The following is a 19,663-nucleotide window of genomic DNA, read 5'->3' as shown; positions in this document are numbered from 1 at the left end:
CAAGCACCGGCCGCCGCGCCGCAGGCGGCGGCTCCCACCGCCTCCGGCCGCCGCGCCGCAGGCGGCGGCTCCCACCGCCGTGCGGCCGGCGCGCGCCGGCTCCGAGGCGCCGGCCGCGGAGCGCACCGAGGCGGGACACGCGGCGCCCACCCCCGCCGGGGAGGCGCCGCGCCGGGTCAAGCTCAGCCTGTCCCGGGTCAGCCTGTGGTCGGTGGCGCGGCTGGCGTTCCTGCTGTCGGTGGCCCTGGGCATCATCGCCGTGGTCGCGGTGACGGTGCTGTGGGTGGTCCTGGACGGCATGGGCGTCTTCACCCAGCTCGACAGCGTCATCAGCGACGTCGTCGGCACCGAGAGCAACTTCCGGGTGGCGGACCTGCTGAGCCTGTCGCGCGTGCTGTCGGTCACGGTCTTCCTCGCCGTCGTCGACGTCGTCCTGCTCACGCTCATCAGCACCATCGCCGCGGTCCTCTACAACCTGGCCAGCGGCCTCGTCGGCGGCGTCCGGCTGACCCTCAGCGACGACTGACCTCCGGGCGTGCGGTAACCTCGTTCCACCCGGATGCGCGTGCGCTCCGGCCCGGGCCTATAGCTCAGTTGGTTAGAGCGCTTCCCTGATAAGGAAGAGGTCACAGGTTCAAGTCCTGTTAGGCCCACTCGACGTGCCCCCGGGGGCGTGGCGCAATTGGTAGCGCACCTGCTTTGCATGCAGGGGGTTAGGGGTTCGAGTCCCCTCGCCTCCACTCGGAGACACACGCAGCACGAAGGCCGGCCACCCGAACGGGTGACCGGCCTTCGCGCTGCCGGGGGCCTCCGGAGAGGCCCTCCGTCAGGAGCCTGACGGCTTGGTGCGCGGCTGGGGCTTGGGACGGCTGCTCGCCGCCGACGAGCTGGAGCCGTCAGCCTTGTCCGCGGCGTCGTTCGCCGCGTCCTTGGCCTTGTCCGCAGCCTCCTCGACCTTCTCCTGGACGTCGCCGGCCTTGTCCACCGTCTTCTCGGCGGCCTTCTCGACCGTGTCCTGCACGGAGCTCGCCGAGTCGACGGCGGCACCGGTGACCTTGGAGACGGCCTCCTGCACCTTGCTCGCGGCCTTGTCGACGACCTTCTCCACCGTCGCCGACGCGTCCTGGGCCTTGGAGGACCCGTCGGCCGCGGGAGTGTCGACGTCCGAGGACGCGCTGGCGGCGCTCCCCCCGCCCAGGGTCGACCCGGCGGCGCCGGAGGAGCCCGGCGTGGAGGAGGACAGGCGGCTGTGGTCGGCCGACGAGCTCACGCCCGTGCCCGGGGCGGTGGCGGGGACCCACGGGTCCACCACGGCCTGCTGGCGCGACTTCCACACGGCCCAGCCCGCAGCGCCGGCGGCACCGGCGATGGTCGTGAACAGCAGGAAGCGGCGCGTGCGGCGGCGGCGAGCCGCCTTCCGCGCGGCCTTGGCGCTGATGAGCGGGCTCCCGCTGACCTTCTTGAGCCCGGCCGTGGTGCTCGTGGCCGCGGCGTCGGTGGCCTCGCCGGCCTTGGCCGCGGCGGCCGCGGCGGCGGCGCTCACGGCGGCGACGGCGCGGGGCAGCCACTCCTCGACGATGGTGTCGCGGGCGTGGTCTACGTGGGGGACCAGCGACTCGGCGGCGTGCTCCACCTTGGGGGCCGCAGCGCGGATGCTGCGGTCCTTCGCGTCCACCACGAGCGGCACGGCCTTGGCGTAGGCCTCCTCCACCCGCGGCTGCGCCCACTCGCGGGCCTGGCCCGCGTAGCCGACCGCGGCGTCCTTGGCGTGCGAGGCCGCCGGCCCCGCCTGCTTCTTCCAGTCCTCGGCGCTCTTCGCGATGCGCTGGGCGCTGCTCAGCGCACCCGCCTGCAGGGCAGCACCCGACGCGACCACGCTGTGGCCGGCGCCCTTCGCCGCGCCCTTGACCTGTGCGAGCTCTCCCGCCACCTGCGCGGCGCGCTGCTCCGCCTTGCCGGCGAGCGTCGCCCCGGCCGCCTTGGTGGCGTGGCTGACCGCCGCGGCGGTCCGCTCCGCTCGGTTCTTCCTCCCGAACACGCGTCCTCCTCCCGGGCCCGGCTCCCGGACCGTCGGCGCCCATCCTGCCGGGAGGGGCTCCCGCTCGCCCAGCGAGGGGGCGAGATCGGCGCAGGTGCGAGGATGGGGCGCATGGAGGCGACGCTGCACACGAACCACGGGGACGTCCGCGTGGTGCTGTTCCCCGACCACGCTCCCAAGACCGTGGCCAACTTCACCGGTCTGGCGACGGGTGAGAAGGAGTGGACCGACCCGCAGACCGGTGCCAAGCGCACCGACAGGTTCTTCGACGGTCTCACCTTCCACCGCGTCATCCCGGGCTTCATGGTCCAGGGCGGTGACCCGGTCGGGAACGGCACGGGCGGCCCGGGCTACACGTTCGACGACGAGATCCACCCCGAGCTGACCTTCACCAAGCCCTACCTGCTGGCCATGGCCAACGCGGGCAAGCGCGGTGGACAGGGCACCAACGGCTCGCAGTTCTTCATCACCGTGGCACCGACCACGTGGCTGCAGGGCAAGCACACGATCTTCGGCGAGGTCGCCGACGAGGAGAGCAAGAAGGTCGTCGACGCCATCGCCGGTGTCCGCACGGGGGCCATGGACCGCCCGGTGGAGCCCGTGGTGCTCGAGTCCGTCGAGATCGGCGAGTGACGACCAGGTGACCGCGTGACCGATCCTGCCTGGGGGCCCCAGGCTCCCGGGCAGGACCCGGTCTGCCCCCGCCACCCCGACCGGGTCGCCTACGTCCGCTGCCAGCGCTGCGAGCGGCCGACCTGCCCCGAGTGCCAGCGGCCCGCGGCGGTGGGGTTCCAGTGCGTCGACTGCGTGCGCGAGGGCTCCCGCGGTGCGCGGCAGGCCCGCACGGCCTTCGGCGCCACGGTGCGCCGCGGCCGCCCCGTGGTGACGCTCAGCATCATCGGGATCTGCGTCGCGGTCTTCCTCGTGCAGTACGCGGCCCTGCCGGGGCTCCCCTACGCGCTCGGGTTCGCGCCCGTGGTGGCCGCAGCGGAGCCGTGGCGCTTTCTCACGGCCGCGTTCCTGCACGGCGGTGTGATCCACATCGCGTTCAACATGTACGCGCTCTACCTCTTCGGCTCCTACCTGGAGCAGCAGTTCGGCAGGCTGCGCTTCGCGGCGCTGTACCTCATCACGGCCTTCGGCGGATCCGTGGGGACCCTGCTGCTCGTGAGCCCCGACAGCCGGGGCTGGGGGATCGTGTCGGTGGGGGCCTCCGGCGCCGTCTTCGGCCTCTTCGGCGCCCTCGTGCTGGTCCAGCGCAAGCTCAACCAGCAGTTCGGCCAGGTGGTCGTGCTCATCGTCATCAACGGGGCGATCGGCTTCCTGGTGCCGGGCATCGCCTGGCAGGCGCACCTGGGAGGGCTGGTCACGGGCCTGGCGCTCGGGGCGGTGTACGCGTACGCGCCCCAGCGGGCCCGGACCCCCGTGCAGGCGGCCGGAGCGGCCGCCGTCGCCCTGGTCCTCCTGGTGGCCGCCGTGACGCGGATGGCGGCCACCGGGCTCCTGTGAGGCGCCGGCCCCGCAGGAGCGGGGTGCGTCAGCGCCAGCGGGTGGTCATGGCGAAGCCGATCAGCACCACGCCGAAGCCCACGCCCAGGTTCCACGGGCCCAGCGCCGGTACGGGGTACGTGGCGCCGCTGAGGTAGTAGACGACGATCCACACCAGCCCGAGCACCATCAGCGCGAGCATGACGGTCACCCACCAGCGGGGGCTCGGGCGGGGCCCGGCGCTCTTCTCGCGCGGGGCTGTCCACGCGCGGCGGCGACGTATCCTCGACTCGGGCACCGGTCCTCCTCAGCAGGGCTGTGTCAGGGCCCGAGGGTAGTCGCCCGCACCGGGCGAGGAGGGCGAGCCGTGACGGACGCTGCGCACGAGCCCGTGCCCGCCGCTGAGCCGTCACCGCGGCAGGACCCCGAGGACGGCGGTCGCAGCGGCCCGACGCGCCGCCGCTGGTCCCGCCCGAGCCTCGGCGCTGCCGCCGTCGTCGTCGTCCTCGTGCTGGCGGGCGCGCTGTTCGCGACCTCGGCGCGCACCGCCGACGGCACGGACCTGCGGGCCAGCACCAGCGACCTGCGCAGCCAGGTGGTGGCCCGCGAGCGGGACGTCGCCCGCGACGACCGGCGCCTCGCGCAGCTGCAGGAGGAGGTCTCCCGGCTCGGCCAGGAGGTGGACGACCCGGCCGCCCAGCAGCTGCAGTCCGAGGCGGGCGCGCTGGCCGGTGCCGCCGGTCTCGACCCCGTCGACGGCCCGGGCCTGGTGATCACCCTGGACGACGCGCCGCGCGCCGCGGACACCGCCGCCTCGGGCGCCAGCGGCGTCTCGGCCGACGTCCTCATCGTCCACCAGCAGGACCTCCAGGCCGTGGTCAACGCCCTGTGGGCGGGGGGCGCGACCGCGGTGGGGCTCCAGGACCAGCGGATCATCTCCACCTCCGCGGTGCGCTGCGTGGGCAACGTCCTGCGCCTGCAGGGACGCCTGTACGCCCCGCCCTACACCGTGAGAGCGGTCGGTGACCCCGCGGCGCTCAAGGCCGCGGTCGACTCCTCACCGGCCGTGCGGGCCTACCTGTCCGACGCCGCCCGGGTGGGTCTGGGGTGGCAGCTGCGTCAGGAGGACGTCAGCGTGCCCGGTTGGGACGGCTCCCTGCAGCTCGCCCACGCTACGGTTCCTCGATGACCTCCACCGGCCGCCGCGTGCTCGTCGTCGACAACTACGACAGCTTCGTCTGGACGATCGTGGGCTACCTCGAGCAGCTCGGCGTCGACTGCCGCGTGCTCCGCAACGACGACCCGTCGCTGGACGGCGGGAGCGTGCTCGACGGCATGGACGGCGTCCTGCTGTCCCCGGGACCCGGAGCCCCCCAGGACGCGGGGGCCAGTCCGGACCTCGTGCGGCGCTGCGCGGACACCCGCACGCCGATGCTCGGCGTCTGCCTGGGCCACCAGGCTCTGGGCGAGGTCTACGGGGCCACCGTGACGCACGCGGAGGAGCTGCTCCACGGGAAGACCAGCGACGTCGTCCACGAGGGCGAGGGCGTGCTCCACGGGCTGCCGCAGCCCTTCACCGCCACCCGGTACCACTCCCTGGCCGTGGTGTCCGACACCGTGCCCGCCGAGCTGGTGGTCACCGGCCGCACCACCGGTGGCGTGGTGATGGCCCTCCAGCACCGAGACCTGCCGCTCTACGGCGTGCAGTTCCACCCGGAGTCGGTGCTCACGCAGGGGGGGCACCGGCTGCTGGCCAACTGGCTCGAGGTCTGCGGTGACGACGGCGCCGTCGAGCGCTCCGCCGGCATGGCCCCCCTCGTCCGCGCCGAGCAGCAGCCCCGCTCCGCCTGACAGGGGCAGCGGCGCCGCCGCCCGGAGCCCGTGCTGAGCCCTACCGGGAGCCCCTCGTCGGAGAGTCCGTCGGCGCCGGGTCCTCGGGGGCCAGCGTGGTCCCCTGCGTCGGCGTGCCGCTCGGGGACTGGCTGGACGACGGGCTCTGGCTCGGGGTCTGGCCACCACCGGCGCCCTCGGAGGGCTGGCCCGTCGGCTGGCTCGTCGGGGCCTCGGTGGTCGTCGCAGTGGCCGTGGGGCCGCCGGAGACGACCAGCTGCACGATGCTGCCCACCGCCACGCTGCCCGAGGGCGGGCTCTGCCGGATGATCTGGCCGGCCGGGGCGTCGCTCGGCTCCACCGTGTAGGACGGACTCAGCCCCAGCGCGGTGAGCGCCGCCTGGGCCGCCTCCTGCGTCTTGCCGGTCTGGTCGGTGAGCCCGACCTTGCCGGAGGCGATGACGAGGTTGACCGCGGTCCCGGGCTGCACCTCGGCGTCGGCCGCCGGGTCGCTCTTCATGACCGTGCCCTGCGGCAAGGAGGAGTCCTGCGGGGAGACCGTGCCCTCGATGAGGCCCCGCGCCTCGAGGTCCTGCTTGGCCTGGCTCTCGGTGCGCCCCGTGACGTCGGGGACCTGCACCGCGGCAGGGCCGCTGGAGACGACGAGCGCGACCCCGGACTTGGCCTCCACACGGGTGCCGGCCTTGGGGTCCGAGTCGATGACGGTGCCGGCGGCGGAGGAGTCCGCGCGGGGCGTGGTGCCGCTGACCGAGAGCCCTTGGCCGCGCAGCGCCGCCTCGGCGGTCTGCTGGCTGCTGCCGACCAGCGTCGGCACCGTGACCATGCTCGACTCCTGGTAGGCCCGGTAGGTGAGCCACCCGACCAGGAGGAGCACCACGAGGAGCACGGCCACGAGCACCGACATGAACGCCCGGCTGCCCCGCCGGGGCTCGGGCTGCGCGGCGAACTGGCCCGTCACCGGGGCGTCGACCGCCGCGGCCTGGCCCGTGGGGTCGGTGCGGGTGCGCCGGCTGACGAAGCCCCCCGCCGCCACGGCGCGGGTCGCCTCGGTGGTGGTCGGCAGGTGCTGCGTGGCCGCGGCGTGCGCCACGGCCACCGTGGGGGCCATGACGGGATGGCCCGCCTCCGCGGCCAGCAGGTCGTCCCGGAACTCCAGCGCGTCGGAGTACCTGTCGTCGCGGAGCTTGGACAGCGCCTTGAGCACCACCCGGTCAAGCTCGTCGTCGACGGCGCGGTTGTACTGGCTGGGCGGCGCGGGCAGCTCCCCGACGTGCTGGTAGGCCACCGCCACCGGGGAGTCGCCGATGAACGGCGGGCGGCCGGTCAGCAGCTCGTAGACGAGGCAGCCGGTGGAGTACAGGTCCGTGCGGGCGTCCACCACCTCACCGCGCGCCTGCTCGGGGGAGAGGTACTGCGCGGTGCCGATGACGGCGCTGGTCTGGGTCATCGTGGCCGAGGAGTCGGCCACGGCGCGGGCGATGCCGAAGTCCATGACCTTGATGCCGCCGGTGGGCGTGACCATGACGTTGGCGGGCTTGACGTCCCGGTGGACGATCCCGGCGTCGTGCGCGGCCTGCAGCGCGGTGAGCACCCCGGCGGTGATCTCCACGGCGCGCTGGGTGCCCAGGCCGGCGCCACCGGCCTCGTCGAGCAGCTCGCGCACCGTGCGGCCCTCGACGTACTCCATGACGATGTACGGGGTGCGGACCTGCGCGCCGCCGGACTCGGTCCAGACGTCCTCGCCGGTGTCGTACACGGCGACGATCGCCGGGTGGTTCAACCCCGCGGTCGACTGCGCCTCGCGGCGGAAGCGCGCCTGGAAGACCGGGTCCCGGGCCATGTCCGACCGCAGCAGCTTGATGGCGACCCGGCGGCCGAGCCGCTGGTCGCGCCCGGCGTGGACCTCCGCCATGCCGCCGCGCCCCAGCAGCTCGGAGACCTCGTAGCGGTCACCGAGCACGCGGGGGGCTCCGGTCACGCTCCTCCCACCCCCTGCACGGCGGCGCCCGCGGCGCCGACGCCACCGGCGGTCCCGCTGGCACCGGGGGTCGCCGAGGTGCCCGCGCTCGGCGTGACCGCGGGAGCCGACGACGCCGGCTCGCTGGCGGTGCTCGCCGGCGCGGAGGCCGACTGGCTGGCGGACTCGCTCGGCGCCGAGGTGGCCGTGGACGGCGTCTGCGACGCCGCGCTGCTCGTCGCGGTCTCCGTCTGGGTCTGGGTTACGGTGGTCCGCTCCGGTGACGGGCTGGTGCTGGTGCTCGGCGAGACCGTGCTCAGCGGTGCGTTCTGAGGGGTGTTGGACGTGGAGCGCTGCCCGTTGAAGTAGACCAGCGCCGCCAGGACCAGGACGAGCACGGCCAGCAGGCCCAGCAGCGGCACGGTCATGCGCCCCCGGCCGGAGCGCTGCCCGGTCGGCTCCGGGGTCCCCTGCGGGCCCGTGGTCATGCCCGTGCGCGGGTAGGCGCCCCCGTGAGCCGCGCCGGCTCCAGCGCCGATCCCGGCGCCGGCGGCGTAGGCAGCCGCCGCGGCCTGGGCGGAGCGCCGCGTGGCCGGAGCTGCCGGCTCGGGCCAGGGCACCGTCTCGTCGTCCTGGGGCGGCATGGCGCGGGTCGCGTCGGCGGTCGGCGGCAGCGCCACCGTGGAGGCACCGGCGGCTCCCGCAGCCGCTGCGGCGGCGGAGCCGAGTCCCGCGAGCAGCACGCGCTGCGCGCGGGCGTCGTCCCCGTCGGCCACCAGGGAGGCCACCTGGGCCACGACGGCGGCGTCGCGGGGACGGGCGTTCGGGTCCTTGGCCAGGCAGGCGTCCACCAGGGCGCGCGCCCCGGCGGGCACGGACGAGGGCAGGGGCGGTGGCGGGTCGTTGACCTGCGCCAGCGCGATGGCCACCTGGGACTCGCCGGTGAAGGGGCGCTGCCCCGCGAGCATCTCGTGGGCCACCACGCCGAGGGCGTAGACGTCGACGGCGGGCGTGAGGTCGCGCCGGCCGGTCGCCTGCTCCGGCGAGAGGTAGGCCGCCGTCCCCATGACCTGGCCGGTGGCCGTCAGGGGAGCCTCCGCCGCCGCCCGGGCGATGCCGAAGTCGGTGACCTTCACCCCGCCGGTGGGCGTCACGAGGAGGTTGCCGGGCTTGACGTCGCGGTGGACGATCCCGGCCTCGTGGGCCGCTGCCAGCCCGGACGCGGCCGAGGCGATGATGCGCATGGCGCGGCGCGGCTCCACGGAGTGCTGCGTGGCCAGCAGGTCGCTGAGGGGCTCCCCCGGCACCAGCTCCATCACCAGCCACGCGCTGCCGTCGGACTCGCCGTAGTCGTACGTGGCGGCGATCGCCGGGTGGGCGAGGCGGGCGCTGTTGCGGGCCTCTGTGCGGAACCGGGCCAGGAACCCGGCGTCGCTGGCGAGCTCGCTGCGCAGCACCTTGACGGCCACCGTGCGGCCCAGCAGCTCGTCGTGGGCCTCCCACACCTCCCCCATGCCGCCGGAGGCGATGGGGGTGGTCAGCTGGTAGCGGTTGCCCAGCACCGTGCCCGCGTCGACGCGCATCAGCCGTTGCTCCCCGAGCCCTGGGCCGTCTGGACCGACAGCGCCGCCTGCATGACCGACTTGGCGATGGGGGCCGCCACGCTGCCGCCGGAGGCCTCCTGCGCGGCGCTGCCGCCGGACTCCACGAACACGGCCACAGCCACCTCGGGGTCGTTCGCGGGCGCGAAAGCGGTGAACCACGCGTGCGGAGCGGCACCGGCCGCGTTCTGCGCCGTCCCGGTCTTCCCGGCCACGGCGGTGCCGGGGATCTGCGCCCTGCGACCGGTCCCGGACTGCACCACGCCCTCCATCATGGCGGTCAAGCTGCTCGCGGTCTGCTCGGACACGGCGCGCCCGCGCTCGGTGGGGCGCGGCGCGTCCAGCACCTCGAGGTCTCGGCCGCGCACCGTGCGCACCAGGTTGGGCTGCATCACCACTCCACCGTTCGCGATCGCCGCGGCGACCATGGCCATCTGCATCGGGGTCGCCGAGACGTCGAACTGCCCGATGCTCGACTGCGCGAGCTGCGGCGCGTTGAGCGACGCCGGGAACGTGCTCTTCGCCACCGGGGTCGGGATGTCGAAGGCGGAATCGAACCCGAACTTCTGCGCCTGCTCGCGCAGCGCGTCCTGGCCCAGGGCCATCCCGAGGCTGGCGTAGGCGGTGTTGCACGAGACGCGCAGCGCGTCGGCCAGGGACGTCTTCCCGTCGGTGCCGCACGGCCTGTCGTCGTCGTTGGCCAGGGTGGCCGTGGTCTGCGGGAGCGTCAGCTGCGCCGGCCCGTCGAGCACGCTGTCCGCGGTGTACTTCCCGCTCTCCAGGGCCGCGGCCGTGGTGACCAGCTTGAACGTCGAGCCTGGCGGGTACCTCTGGGCCGTCGCCTTGCTCACCAGGGGGTCGCCGGCGGCGGCGTCCAGGCTCGAGGCCGCCTGCGCGGCCGCCGAGGTGTCGTGGCTGGCGAGGGCGTTCGGGTCCCACCCGGGGGAGGAGTACAGGGCCAGGACGTCACCGGTCTTGGGGTCCAGGGCCACCACGGCGCCCTGCTGGTCCCCCAGGCCGTCCGCCGCGGCCTTCTGGACGGCGTCGCGCAGCGTGGTCTCCACCACGGCGCCGCCGGGCTGCGTCCCCGTGAGGAGGTCGGTGATGCGGCGGTAGAAGAGCTTGTCGGAGGTGCCGGACAGGTACTCGTCCTCGGCCTTCTCCAGCCCGCTCGGGCCGGTGGTCACCGAGAACGTGCCGGTCACCGCCGAGTAGAGGGGGCCCTCGGGGTAGGTCCGCTGGTAGCGGTACTGGTCGTCCTCCGGGACCGACTCGGCGATCACGGTGCCGTCGGCGGTGGTGATGGGACCCCGCTCGCGACCCAGCCGGTCGTAGAGGGTGCGCGAGTTGCGCGGGTCGGCGCGCAGCTGGCCGGCGTCGACGAACTGCACCCAGGTCGCGGCGACCATGAGGGCGGTGAACATCGCCGTGACCACCACGGCGAGCCGGCGCAGGGGGGCGTTCACAGGCGCACCACCTGGGTGGCGGCGGCGCCGGCCTCGTCGGGCACCACGGGGGCGCCCTCGGGCTCGGGGACGGCGGGTGCGGGGCGGCGCGCGGCGTCGGAGATGCGCAGCAGCAGCCCGACGATCATCCAGTTGGCCACCAGGCTCGACCCGCCGTAGGCGAGGAACGGCATGGTCAGACCCGTCAGCGGGATGACGCGGAGCACCCCGCCGGCCACCACGAAGCACTGCAGGCCGATCGCGAAGGCCAGGCCGCCGGCCAGCAGCTTGCCGAAGCCGTCGCGCGCCGCCACGGCGGCGCGCAGCCCGCGCTCGACCAGCACGAGGTAGAGCACGAGGACCGCCAGCAGGCCGACCAGCCCCAGCTCCTCGCCGAGGGTGGCGAGGATGAAGTCGCTCTCGGCCTCCGGGACGATCTGCGGGCGCCCCTGGCCGATGCCCGTGCCGAGCAGGCCGCCGTGCGCGAAGCCGAACAGGCCCTGCACCAGCTGGTAGCTGCCGCCGAAGGCCTTGCCGTAGATCGCGGAGGAGAACGGGTCCAGCCAGGCGCTCACCCGCGCCTGGACGTGGGAGAAGATGCTCCACGCGAAGACCGCCCCGCCGGCGAAGAGCACCAGGCCGATGGCGATCCAGCTGAAGCGCTGGGTGGCCACGTAGAGCATCGCCACGAACAGGCCGAAGAACAGCAGCGAGGTGCCGAGGTCGCGCTCGAGCACCAGCACGCCCAGGCTCGCCAGCCAGGCCACCACGAGCGGTCCGAGGTCGCGCAGGCGGGGCAGCTGCAGGCCCAGGAACCGGGGGCCCACGAGGGACAGGGTGTCCCGGGCGGTCACGAGGTACCCGGCGAAGAACACCGTCAGCACGATCTTGGCCAGCTCGCCCGGCTGGAAGCCGACGGGGCCCACCCGCACCCAGATCTGCGCGCCGTTGATGTTGCGTCCCAGACCGGGGACCAGGGGCATGACGAGCAGGACGAGCCCGAGGACCATCGCCGTGAACGTGTACCGGCGCAGCCAGCGGTGGTCGCGCAGGAGGACGACGACGACGGTGGCCAGCAGCAGGCCGACGGCGGACCACGCGAGCTGCCGCTCGGCGAAGCCGGCGTCCTCGGCCACGTCGAGGCGGTGGATGAGCGCCAGGCCCAGCCCGTTCAGCAGCATCGCCACGGGGACGAGCAGCGGGTCGGCGTAGGGCGCCCGCCAGCGCACCGCGAGGTGCAGCACGAGGGCCAGGACCCCGAGGCCGCCGCCGTAGCCGAGGAGGTCGGCGGGCCAGGCGCCGTCGGCGGCCACCCCCACGAGGCCGTAGGCGCCCATCGCCACGCCCACCGCCACCGCGGTGAGTCCCAGCTCGACCCAGCGCGCCCTCACGGGGTCGCCGCCGCGGTCGTGTCCGACGGCACCGGCTGCCCAGCGGTGGTCTCGGCGGGGGCGGAGGTCGGGGACGGGGAGGCGGTGCTGTCGGAGGAGGCACCGGAGGTGCGGGACACCTCGCGCAGCCGCGCCACCACCTGCTGGGCGCCGGGGAGGCTGCTCGCGGTCATGCCGCTGGCCACCTGGTCCCGGTAGATGGCCGGCAGGTCCGCCACGCGCACGTCGGTGACGTCGACGAGCCGTGACAGGTGCACGGGTCCGACGTCCTGGGGCAGGCCGCGGTAGATCGCCACGGCGCCGCCGTCGTCGGCGACGAAGTACTGGCGCCCCAGCCACGCCGACCCGGCCAGGGCGCCGCCCCCGAGCACGAGGACCACGACGAGGACCACGAGGACCCGCTGTCCCCAGCGGACCCTCGCGGGCCGGGGCGGCGGCCCCTCGGCCAGGTCCTCGGGACGCTCGCCGGGCGGCCCGGTCTCCACCTCCTCGGGGGAGCGGGCCGACACCGGCACCGCGCCCGCCGCCGCGCCCGCCGGTGCGGCGGCCGCGGTCGCCGTCAATGGCGCCGTCGCGGCACCCCGTCCCAGCACCGCCGCGCGCATGGCGGGGCTGGTGGGGATGCGGACGGCGCGCTCGGCCGGGTCGGGGCGCTCGCCGGCGGCACCGACCACCTGGCGGACCGTGGCGGCGGGTCCGCCCGGGTCCACCTCGACCACGTCCGCCACCACGCAGGTCACGTTGTCCGGGGCACCCGCCCGCAGGGCCAGCTCGACGAGGGTCTCCGCGCACCGGCCGACGTCCGGCACGCCGTCCAGCGTCCGCTCGATGGTCTCGTCCGAGACCACGCGGGGCAGCCCGTCGGAGCACAGCAGCCAGCGGTCCCCGACGTGCGCCTCCTGCACCGACAGGTCGGGCTCGGGGGAGGACTGCACGTCGCCGAGGACCCGGAGGATCACGTTGCGCTGCGGGTGGTGCTCCGCCTCCTCGGCGGTGATGCGGCCCTCGTCGACCAGGCGCTGCACGAAGGTGTGGTCGCGCGTGACCTGGACCAGGGCGCCGTCCCGCAGCAGGTAGGCGCGGGAGTCCCCCAGGTGCGCGAGCACCAGGCGCTCCCCGGCGCGCAGCAGTGCGGTGACGGTGGTGCCCATGCCGGCCAGCGCCGGCTCGACGGCCACCCGCCGCAGCAGCGCCTCCTGGGCGCGGGCCACGGCGTCGGCCAGGCGCTGCGGGGCCTCGGCGCCGTGCGCCTCGTCGTCCAGGCCCATGAGCTCGGCCACGGCCGTGGCCGAGGCCACGTCGCCGCCGGCGTGCCCGCCCATGCCGTCGGCGACGACGACGAAGCGGGCGCCGGCGAAGCCGGAGTCCTGGTTGCTGGCGCGCACCAGGCCGACGTCGGAGCGGGCGGCCGCCCGCAGGGCGAGGGTCACGGGCGCAGCTCCAGCGTGGTCCGCCCGATGCGCACCACGCTGCCGGCACCCACCGGCACCGCCCCGCGCACCGGTGAGCCGGCCGGGCCCGAGCCGAGGCTGGTGCCGTTGGTGGAGCCCAGGTCCTCCAGGACCCACCCCCCGGGAGCGCTGCTCGAGGGCGTCAGGCGGGCGTGGTGGCCGGAGGCGTAGTCGTCCCCGAGGACGAGGGTGCAGTCGTCAGCCCGGCCCAGCGTGACCGGGGAGGCGCCCAGCTCGAGCCGGGTGCCGGCGCGCGGGCCCTCCGTGACCACCAGCAGCCGGGGCCGGGGGGCCGGTGCGGGGCGGGCGGCGGGTGGGGCGGTGCGGGACGGGGCCGCGGGTGCCTCGGGAGCGCTGGACGCTGGCGCCGACGGGGCGGGGGCCGGTGCCCCGGCCGCGGCGGGGGCAGCGGGTGCCGCCTGGCGCGGTGCGCGCACGCCGTACAGGTCACGGCGCAGGACGGCGACGACCCCCAGCACGAACAGCCAGAGCACCACGAGGAGCCCCAGCTGGAGGACGGTGACGGTGAGCTGGCTCACGGCCTCACCACTCCCCGTCGGCGTCGGCGTCGTCAGCACCGGAGCCGGAGTGGAAGACGACCGTGGTGCGCCCGAGCTGGATGCGGCTGCCGTCGTGCAGGACGGCGGAGCGCCCACCGGCCTCGTCCAGGCGCCGGCCGTCCACCACGGTCCCGTTGGTGGAGCCCAGGTCGTGGACGGTGGTGCGCCCGCCGCTGCGGACCACCTCCAGGTGCCGGCGCGAGGTGCCGGGGTCGTCGACCACGACGTCGCACTCGCTGCCGCGACCGATGACGGTGCGCTCCGAGGCCATCTGGTAGCTGCGGCCGTCCACCTCGAGCACGGGGTGGGAGGGGGTGGCCACGGCGGAGGTGGCCGGGGCGATGCCGCCGCGCACGCGGGCGCTGCGCACGCGGAAGACGCCGGTCGCGAGCTCCTCGTCCAGCTGGAGCCGCACGCTGACCGGTCCCGAGAAGGAGTACCGCTGGGCGCGGGCGTGGTCGGTGACCGCGGTGGCGAGCTCCGCGGCCAGCGCGTCCTCCCAGGACGAGAGCCGCTCGTGGTCCGCAGGGCCGAGGTCGATGGTGAAGGCGTTGGGCACCAGCGTGCGGCCGGGACCGACCACCGCGGAGGTGGTGTCGACCTCGCGACGCAGGGCGCTGGCCAGCTCCACGGGCTGCACCTCGCTCTTGAAGGCCTTCGCGAAGACGCCGTTGACCACGCGCTCGACGCTGCGCTCGAAGCGGTCGAGCACTCCCACGGCCCCTCCCCTCACGTGCGGCAGCCGGTCTGCGGATCGTAGTCGGGGCGCCGCCCGGGTGCTGGGTCCTGGCCCTTCCCGCGCGCGGCGGCGGCCCCGCGGTGCCCCCCCGGCGGGGCCGTCGCGCAGCGCCCCGGCTCGGGCGTGCTAGTTTTCCTGCTGCTCGCGCGAGTGGCGGAATAGGCAGACGCGCACGGTTCAGGTCCGTGTGCCCGAAAGGGCGTGGGGGTTCAACTCCCCCCTCGCGCACCGCGAGCAGGGCCCGGTCACCAGTGGTGGCCGGGCCCTCGTGCTTCTGGCGGAAGGGGCAGCACCCCGCCAGGACCGTTAACCTCAAGGGTCCTGAGCCCTGGAACGAGGTGTGCGTGAACGGCAACACGAGCTGGCGGGCGGCCAACACCGCTCTGCTCTCCATCAACGCCATCGAGGCACCGGTCGTGGTCACGTCCGGCGAGCTCGACGAGCGCCTCGCCGGCACCATGAAGAGGCTCGGCATCCGCCCCGGCCTGCTGGAGCGGGTCACCGGCATCCGCGAGCGGCGGCTCTACGCCGGGGACGTCACCTGCGGGGAGGCCGCGGCCACCGCTGGCTCCAAGGCGCTCTCCGAGGCCGGGGTCGACGCCTCGGACGTCGGCCTGGTGATCAACACCTCGGTGACGCGCTACCACCTCGAGCCCGCGGTCTCCGCCGTCGTGCACGAGGCGATGGGACTGCCGACCTCGGCGATGAACTTCGACATCACCAACGCCTGCCTCGGCTTCGTCAACGGCCTGCAGACCGCCTCGGCGATGATCGACGCCGGCCACGTCCGCTACGCCGTGGTCGTCGGCGCGGAGGACATCAGCCCGATGTTCGACAGGACGCTGGACCGCCTGGCCCACCAGCCGGTGACGCGCCAGGAGTACCTGGACGAGTTCGCGTCCCTGACGCTGGGCTCCGGGGCGGTCGCCGCCGTCCTCGGTCCCGCCGACGCCCACCCCGAGGGGCACCGCATCCGCGGTGGCGTGGCGCGCAGCGGCAGCTCCCACCACGGCCTGTGCGTGGCGAGCGCCGAGCAGATGGTGGCCGACGGGCGCGGGCTGCTCGAGCACGGCGTGGCCCTGGTCGGCGAGGCGTTCGACGCCGCTGACGAGGAGTGGGGCTGGAGCAGCGGCGTGGCGCGCTACGTGTTCCACCAGGTCTCCAAGATCCACATGGCGGCGCTGGTCGACCGCACGGGCGTGCCGTGGTCGAAGGTGCCCGAGAGCTACCCCGTGCTCGGCAATGTGGGGCCCGCCTCGCTGCCGATGACCCTGGCGCGCGAGGTCGACTCGCTCGAGCCGGGTGACCGGGTGCTGTGCCTGGGCGTCGGCTCGGGCCTGAACTCGGCCTTCTGCGAGATCGTCTGGTGACCCGCGCCCCCGCGGCGCTCCCCCCGGCCGGCCTCCCCGGCCTGGACCCGGCCTGGTCGCGCCTGGTCTCCTTCACCGACGCCGACGGCGTCCTGCGCACCGTCCACCTGCTCGACGGCGCCGACGCGGTGCGCGAGGCCACCGGCGCGGAGCCGGTGGGCGTACTCCTGGCCGTGCACGGCAACCCGACGTGGTCCTACCTGTGGCGCTCCCTGCTGCCGCGCGCGGCGGCCGCGGGCTGGCGCCTCGTGGCCCCGGACCAGCTCGACATGGGCTTCTCCGAGCGCACCGGCACCCGCCGCCGCCTCGAGCGGCGCATCGACGACCTCGGCCGCCTCACCGACGCCCTGGGCGTCGTGGCCGGTGCCGACGGCCCCGGCAGCAGCCGCGTCGTGACGATCGGTCATGACTGGGGCGGGGTGGTCTCGGCCGGCTGGGCCGGGCGCCACCGGGACCTCCTCGACGGCGTCGTCCTGCTGAACACCGCGGTGCACCAGCCCGAGGGCGCCGCCCTCCCGCCGATCCTCGTGCCGTTCACCAGCAAGGGCCTGCACCTGGCGGGCACCACGACCACCGACGCGTTCCTGCGGGCGACGATGGCCACGGCCCGCCGGCCCCTGGCCCCGGGCGTGGCGGACGCCTACCTGGCGCCCTACCGCGGCGCCGCCCGCCGGGTCGGGGTGGGCGCCTTCGTCGCCGACATCCCCGTGGTGCCGGGCCACCCCAGCGCCCCGGCCCTGGACCGGGTCGCCGAGGGCCTGTCGGCCATCGGGGCGGACCGGGTGCCGTCGCTGCTGGTCTGGGGCCCCGCCGACCCCGTCTTCCGCCAGCGCTACTTCGCCGACCTGCGCTCCCGCCTGCCGCACGCCGACGTCCAGCGCTTCGAGGGCACCGGCCACCTCCTCGTCGAGGACATCGAGCCCGAGCGGGGCGTCGCCGGCACCGTGGTCCGCTGGCTGCGGGGCCTGGACGCGGTCCCGGCGAAGACCGGGGCGACCGCGTCGACCGGCTCGACCGGGTCGACGCTGGACGGCGGGTCTCCGCGCCCCCCGCTGTGGGCGGCGCTGCGCGAGCGCTCCCAGGACGACTCCGTGGCCGTCGCCCAGCTTCGCGCCGGCGGACCGGCCGAGACGCTGACGTGGCGCCGGCTGGCCGCCCGCGTCGACGACCTCGCCGAGGGCCTGGCCGCCTCGGGCGTGCGCCACGGCGACCGCGTGGCCCTGCTGGTGCCACCAGGCCCCGACCTGTCCGCCCTGTTCAGCGCCTGCCTGCGCCTGGGCGCCGTGGTGGTCGTCGCCGACGCCGGCCTGGGCGTCAAGGGGCTCACCCGGGCCGTGGCCAGCGCCGACCCCGCCGTCGTCATCGGCATCGAGAGGGCGCTGCTGGCCGCCCGCGCGCTCGGCTGGCCGGGACGCCGCGTGCTCGCGGGTCCCAGTGCGGGCCTGCGCCGCCGCGCCCTCGGACGCGTGGAGCTGCTCGCCGACCTCGAGGCGGCGGGCCGGGACCGCCGTGCGGCGCCGGGCTGGGCGCCGCTGCCGGAACCGGCGCCCTCCGACCAGGGCGCCGTGCTCTTCACGTCCGGCTCGACCGGTCCGGCCAAGGGCGTCGTGCACACGCACGCCACCCTGCAGGCACTGCGGGACGCGGCGGCCCACACCAGCGGCCTCGGTCCCGGGGACTCCCTCGTGGCCGCGTTCGCGCCGTTCGCGATCCTCGCGCCGCTGCTGGGCGCCACCGCCGCGGTGCCCGAGACCGACGTCACCAAGCCCGACACGCTCACCGCGGCCGCGCTCGCGCGCGCCGTCGCGGCGATCGCCCCCGACGACGCGTCCGCGTCGCCGGTGGTCTTCGCCTCCCCCGCCGCGCTGCGGCGCGTGGTGGCCACCGCCGACGACGTCGACGACGCCGGTCGCGCGGCGCTGTCGCGGGTCGGGCTGCTGCTGTCCGCGGGGGCGCCGGTGGGCACCGACCTGCTCGCCGCCGCGGGCGACGTGCTGCCGCGCGCGGAGTGCCGGACCCCGTACGGGATGACCGAGGGCCTCCTCGTGGCCCAGACCAACCTCACCGAGCTGCAGGCCGCCGGCGCGGGCGAGGGCGTGCTCGTGGGCTCCCCGCTGCCCGGGACCCGGGTGGCGACGTCCTCCCTCGACGGGCTCGGCCGCGCCGTCGGGCCGCTGGTGGAGGGCGCCGAGGCGCCCACGGGCGAGATCGTCGTGAGGTCGCCGCTCATGAAGGACCACTACGACCAGCTGTGGGACGTCCAGCGCGAGAGCGTCCGCGACACCCCGGGAGCCGCCGGCGAGCCCGGCTGGCACCGCACGGGCGACGTCGGGCACCTCGACGCCGCGGGCCGGGTCTGGGTGGAGGGGCGGCTCGCGCACGTGGTCACCACGGCAGCCGGGCCCCTCACGCCCGTCGGCCCCGAGCAGCGGGTCCAGCTGCTGCCCGGGGTGTCGCGGGCCGCGCTGGTGGGCGTCGGCCCGGCCGGCACGCAGCAGCCCGTCGTCGTCGTCGAGACCACCGGCGGACCGGGCGCCCCGGGACCGGGGGCGGCGCCGGTGGAGCTGGTCGACGCCGTGCGCCGGACCGCCGGCACGCCCGTGCCGGTGGCCGCCGTGCTGGTGGTCGCCGAGCTGCCCACCGACGTGCGGCACCGCTCCAAGGTGGACCGCAGCCGGGTGGCCGCGTGGGCCGACGGCGTGCTCTCCGGCAGCACGAAGGCCGACAGCCCGGTCGTCGGCACCCGGGGGGTCCGCTCGTGAAGGTGCTCGTGACCGGCGCGAGCGGTCTGCTCGGCGGGACCACCGCGGCGGCGCTCGTGGCGCGGGGCCACGACGTCACCACGTTCCAGCGCCGCCCCAGCGGCGTCGAGGGGGCGCGGGACGTGCAGGGCGACATGTCCGACCCCGCGGCGGTGCGGCGGGCGTGCGACGGCGTCGACGCCGTGATGCACCTCGCGGCGAAGGTGGCGCTGACCGGTCCGGAGGAGGAGTACCGGGTCGTCAACGTCGAGGGCACCCGGGCGCTGCTCGCCGGGGCCCGGGAGGCCGGTGCCACGCGCTACGTGCAGGTGTCCTCGCCGTCGGTGGCCCACACCGGGTCCTCCCTCGTGGGCGAGGGTGCCGGCGCTGCCGACCCCGAGCACGCCCGCGGCCCCTACGCGCGCACCAAGGCAGCCGCCGAGCTCATCGCCTTGGCGGCGGACGCCCCCGGCTTCGCGGTGGTCGCCGTGCGCCCGCACATCGTGTGGGGTCCGGGGGACACCCAGCTGGTCGGCCGCGTGGTGGAGCGGGCCCGCGTGGGCCGCATGGTGGTCATCGGCGACGGCACCGCCCTCATCGACACCACCTACATGGACGACGCCGCTGACGCGCTCGTGGCGGCCCTGGACCACGCCGCCGACGACGACGCCCACGGCCGGGCGTTCGTCATCTCCAGCGCCCAGCCCCGCACGGTGGGGGAGCTGCTGACCAAGATGGCCGTCGCCGGCGGTGCGCCCGCCCCCACCCGGAGGATCCCCACCCGCGCGGCCAGCGCCGCCGGGCACGCCGTCGAGGCGGTCTGGAAGGGGCTGCGCCTGGCCGGCCACCCCCTCGGCGCCGAGGAGCCCCCGCTCACGTTGTTCCTGGCCGAGCAGCTGGGCACGGCCCACTGGTTCGACCAGCGCGAGACCCAGCGGGTGCTCGGGTGGACCCCGCAGGTGGACCTCGACGAGGGCTTCCGCCGCGTCGCCGCCTGGTACGCGGAGCACGACCCCCGCTGATCCACAGGT

Annotated in this window: 17 protein-coding genes and 3 tRNA genes; 11 read left to right on the top strand and 9 right to left on the bottom strand. The window is 75.7% G+C overall.

The features are described 5' to 3' along the window. From H7K62_RS19625 to H7K62_RS19615, 3 genes are all read left to right on the top strand, one after another. Positions 1-526, top strand: a 526-nt coding sequence (locus H7K62_RS19625; protein ID WP_186721814.1) for a DUF3566 domain-containing protein, incomplete at its 5' end; no start/stop codon positions are given. Between the two features lie 53 nt (positions 527-579). Beyond that, positions 580-653 (top strand) — tRNA-Ile (locus H7K62_RS19620). Positions 654-667: 14 nt separating this feature from the next. Next, positions 668-740, top strand: a tRNA-Ala gene (locus H7K62_RS19615). An 86-nt stretch (positions 741-826) separates the two neighbouring features. Here H7K62_RS19615 and H7K62_RS19610 read toward each other — a convergent pair. Next, positions 827-2,038: a hypothetical protein gene (locus H7K62_RS19610; protein WP_186721812.1), complete on the bottom strand. Its 1,212-nt coding sequence runs from the start codon at positions 2,036-2,038 to the stop codon at positions 827-829. A 111-nt stretch (positions 2,039-2,149) separates the two neighbouring features. On the opposite strand from H7K62_RS19610, the gene H7K62_RS19605 reads away from it, so the two are divergent. Both H7K62_RS19605 and H7K62_RS19600 read left to right on the top strand, forming a co-directional pair. After that, positions 2,150-2,671, top strand: coding sequence for a peptidylprolyl isomerase (locus H7K62_RS19605; protein WP_186721810.1), 522 nt, complete (start codon positions 2,150-2,152; stop codon positions 2,669-2,671). A 15-nt stretch (positions 2,672-2,686) separates the two neighbouring features. Then, positions 2,687-3,547, top strand: coding sequence for a rhomboid family intramembrane serine protease (locus tag H7K62_RS19600; protein WP_186721808.1), 861 nt, complete (start codon positions 2,687-2,689; stop codon positions 3,545-3,547). A 28-nt stretch (positions 3,548-3,575) separates the two neighbouring features. Here the strand turns inward: H7K62_RS19600 and H7K62_RS19595 are convergent, their stop codons facing one another. Then, a complete protein-coding gene (locus H7K62_RS19595; protein ID WP_186721806.1) occupies positions 3,576-3,824 on the bottom strand; it encodes a cell division protein CrgA in 249 nt (82 codons plus the stop codon). Positions 3,825-3,893: 69 nt separating this feature from the next. Here H7K62_RS19595 and H7K62_RS24310 point away from each other — a divergent pair, with 69 nt between their 5' ends. Together H7K62_RS24310 and H7K62_RS19585 are read left to right on the top strand one after the other, a co-directional pair. Further along, a complete protein-coding gene (locus H7K62_RS24310; protein WP_370591858.1) occupies positions 3,894-4,715 on the top strand; it encodes a DUF881 domain-containing protein in 822 nt (273 codons plus the stop codon). Next, positions 4,712-5,377, top strand: a complete 666-nt coding sequence (locus tag H7K62_RS19585; protein WP_186721804.1) for an aminodeoxychorismate/anthranilate synthase component II — start codon at positions 4,712-4,714, stop codon at positions 5,375-5,377. Before H7K62_RS24310 ends, H7K62_RS19585 begins: the two co-directional genes overlap by 4 nt. Before the next feature lie 40 nt (positions 5,378-5,417). Here H7K62_RS19585 and pknB read toward each other — a convergent pair whose 3' ends face one another. The 7 genes from pknB to H7K62_RS19550 are packed head-to-tail and all read right to left on the bottom strand — an operon-like array spanning position 5,418 to position 14,500. Next, on the bottom strand, positions 5,418-7,355 hold the full coding sequence (gene pknB, locus H7K62_RS19580) for a Stk1 family PASTA domain-containing Ser/Thr kinase (protein WP_186721802.1): 1,938 nt from the start codon (positions 7,353-7,355) through the stop codon (positions 5,418-5,420). Continuing rightward, entirely contained in the window at positions 7,352-8,917 is a 1,566-nt protein-coding gene (locus H7K62_RS19575; RefSeq protein ID WP_186721800.1) for a serine/threonine-protein kinase, read from the bottom strand. Before H7K62_RS19575 ends, pknB begins: the two co-directional genes overlap by 4 nt. After that, positions 8,917-10,401 (bottom strand): peptidoglycan D,D-transpeptidase FtsI family protein, encoded by a 1,485-nt coding sequence (locus H7K62_RS19570; RefSeq protein ID WP_186721798.1) that lies wholly within the window; start codon positions 10,399-10,401, stop codon positions 8,917-8,919. The genes H7K62_RS19575 and H7K62_RS19570 overlap by 1 nt, the downstream gene beginning before the upstream one ends. Further along, positions 10,398-11,717 carry an FtsW/RodA/SpoVE family cell cycle protein gene (locus H7K62_RS19565; RefSeq protein ID WP_186721831.1) on the bottom strand — a complete coding sequence of 440 codons (1,320 nt, stop codon included), beginning with the start codon at positions 11,715-11,717 and terminating at the stop codon, positions 10,398-10,400. Before H7K62_RS19565 ends, H7K62_RS19570 begins: the two co-directional genes overlap by 4 nt. A gap of 50 nt (positions 11,718-11,767) precedes the next feature. Next, a complete protein-coding gene (locus H7K62_RS19560; RefSeq protein WP_186721791.1) occupies positions 11,768-13,201 on the bottom strand; it encodes a PP2C family protein-serine/threonine phosphatase in 1,434 nt (477 codons plus the stop codon). Beyond that, positions 13,198-13,761 (bottom strand): FHA domain-containing protein FhaB/FipA, encoded by a 564-nt coding sequence (locus H7K62_RS19555; protein WP_186721789.1) that lies wholly within the window; start codon positions 13,759-13,761, stop codon positions 13,198-13,200. Before H7K62_RS19555 ends, H7K62_RS19560 begins: the two co-directional genes overlap by 4 nt. Positions 13,762-13,765: 4 nt before the next feature. Continuing rightward, on the bottom strand, positions 13,766-14,500 hold the full coding sequence (locus H7K62_RS19550; RefSeq protein ID WP_186721788.1) for an FhaA domain-containing protein: 735 nt from the start codon (positions 14,498-14,500) through the stop codon (positions 13,766-13,768). Between the two features lie 165 nt (positions 14,501-14,665). On the opposite strand from H7K62_RS19550, the gene H7K62_RS19545 reads away from it, so the two are divergent. From H7K62_RS19545 to H7K62_RS19530, 4 genes are all read left to right on the top strand, one after another. Then, positions 14,666-14,749 (top strand) — tRNA-Leu (locus H7K62_RS19545). A gap of 116 nt (positions 14,750-14,865) precedes the next feature. Continuing rightward, on the top strand, positions 14,866-15,891 hold the full coding sequence (locus H7K62_RS19540) for a 3-oxoacyl-ACP synthase III (protein ID WP_186721786.1): 1,026 nt from the start codon (positions 14,866-14,868) through the stop codon (positions 15,889-15,891). Beyond that, positions 15,888-18,653, top strand: a complete 2,766-nt coding sequence (locus H7K62_RS19535; protein ID WP_186721784.1) for an alpha/beta fold hydrolase — start codon at positions 15,888-15,890, stop codon at positions 18,651-18,653. The genes H7K62_RS19540 and H7K62_RS19535 overlap by 4 nt, the downstream gene beginning before the upstream one ends. Then, positions 18,650-19,654: an NAD-dependent epimerase/dehydratase family protein gene (locus H7K62_RS19530; protein WP_186721782.1), complete on the top strand. Its 1,005-nt coding sequence runs from the start codon at positions 18,650-18,652 to the stop codon at positions 19,652-19,654. The genes H7K62_RS19535 and H7K62_RS19530 overlap by 4 nt, the downstream gene beginning before the upstream one ends. Positions 19,655-19,663: the final 9 nt, after the last annotated feature.

This window comes from Quadrisphaera sp. RL12-1S (assembly GCF_014270065.1).
Lineage (GTDB): Bacteria > Actinomycetota > Actinomycetes > Actinomycetales > Quadrisphaeraceae > Quadrisphaera.
This window is presented reverse-complemented; position numbering and strand designations above follow the sequence as displayed.

Excerpts from the sequence above, each read along its gene's own strand:
- H7K62_RS19575 (WP_186721800.1), bottom strand. The coding sequence starts at position 8,917 with ATGCGCGTCGACGCGGGCACGGTGCTGGGCAACCGCTACCAGCTGACC.
- H7K62_RS19585 (WP_186721804.1), top strand. The coding sequence starts at position 4,712 with ATGACCTCCACCGGCCGCCGCGTGCTCGTCGTCGACAACTACGACAGC.
- H7K62_RS19565 (WP_186721831.1), bottom strand. The coding sequence starts at position 11,717 with ATGGGCGCCTACGGCCTCGTGGGGGTGGCCGCCGACGGCGCCTGGCCC.
- H7K62_RS19605 (WP_186721810.1), top strand. The coding sequence starts at position 2,150 with ATGGAGGCGACGCTGCACACGAACCACGGGGACGTCCGCGTGGTGCTG.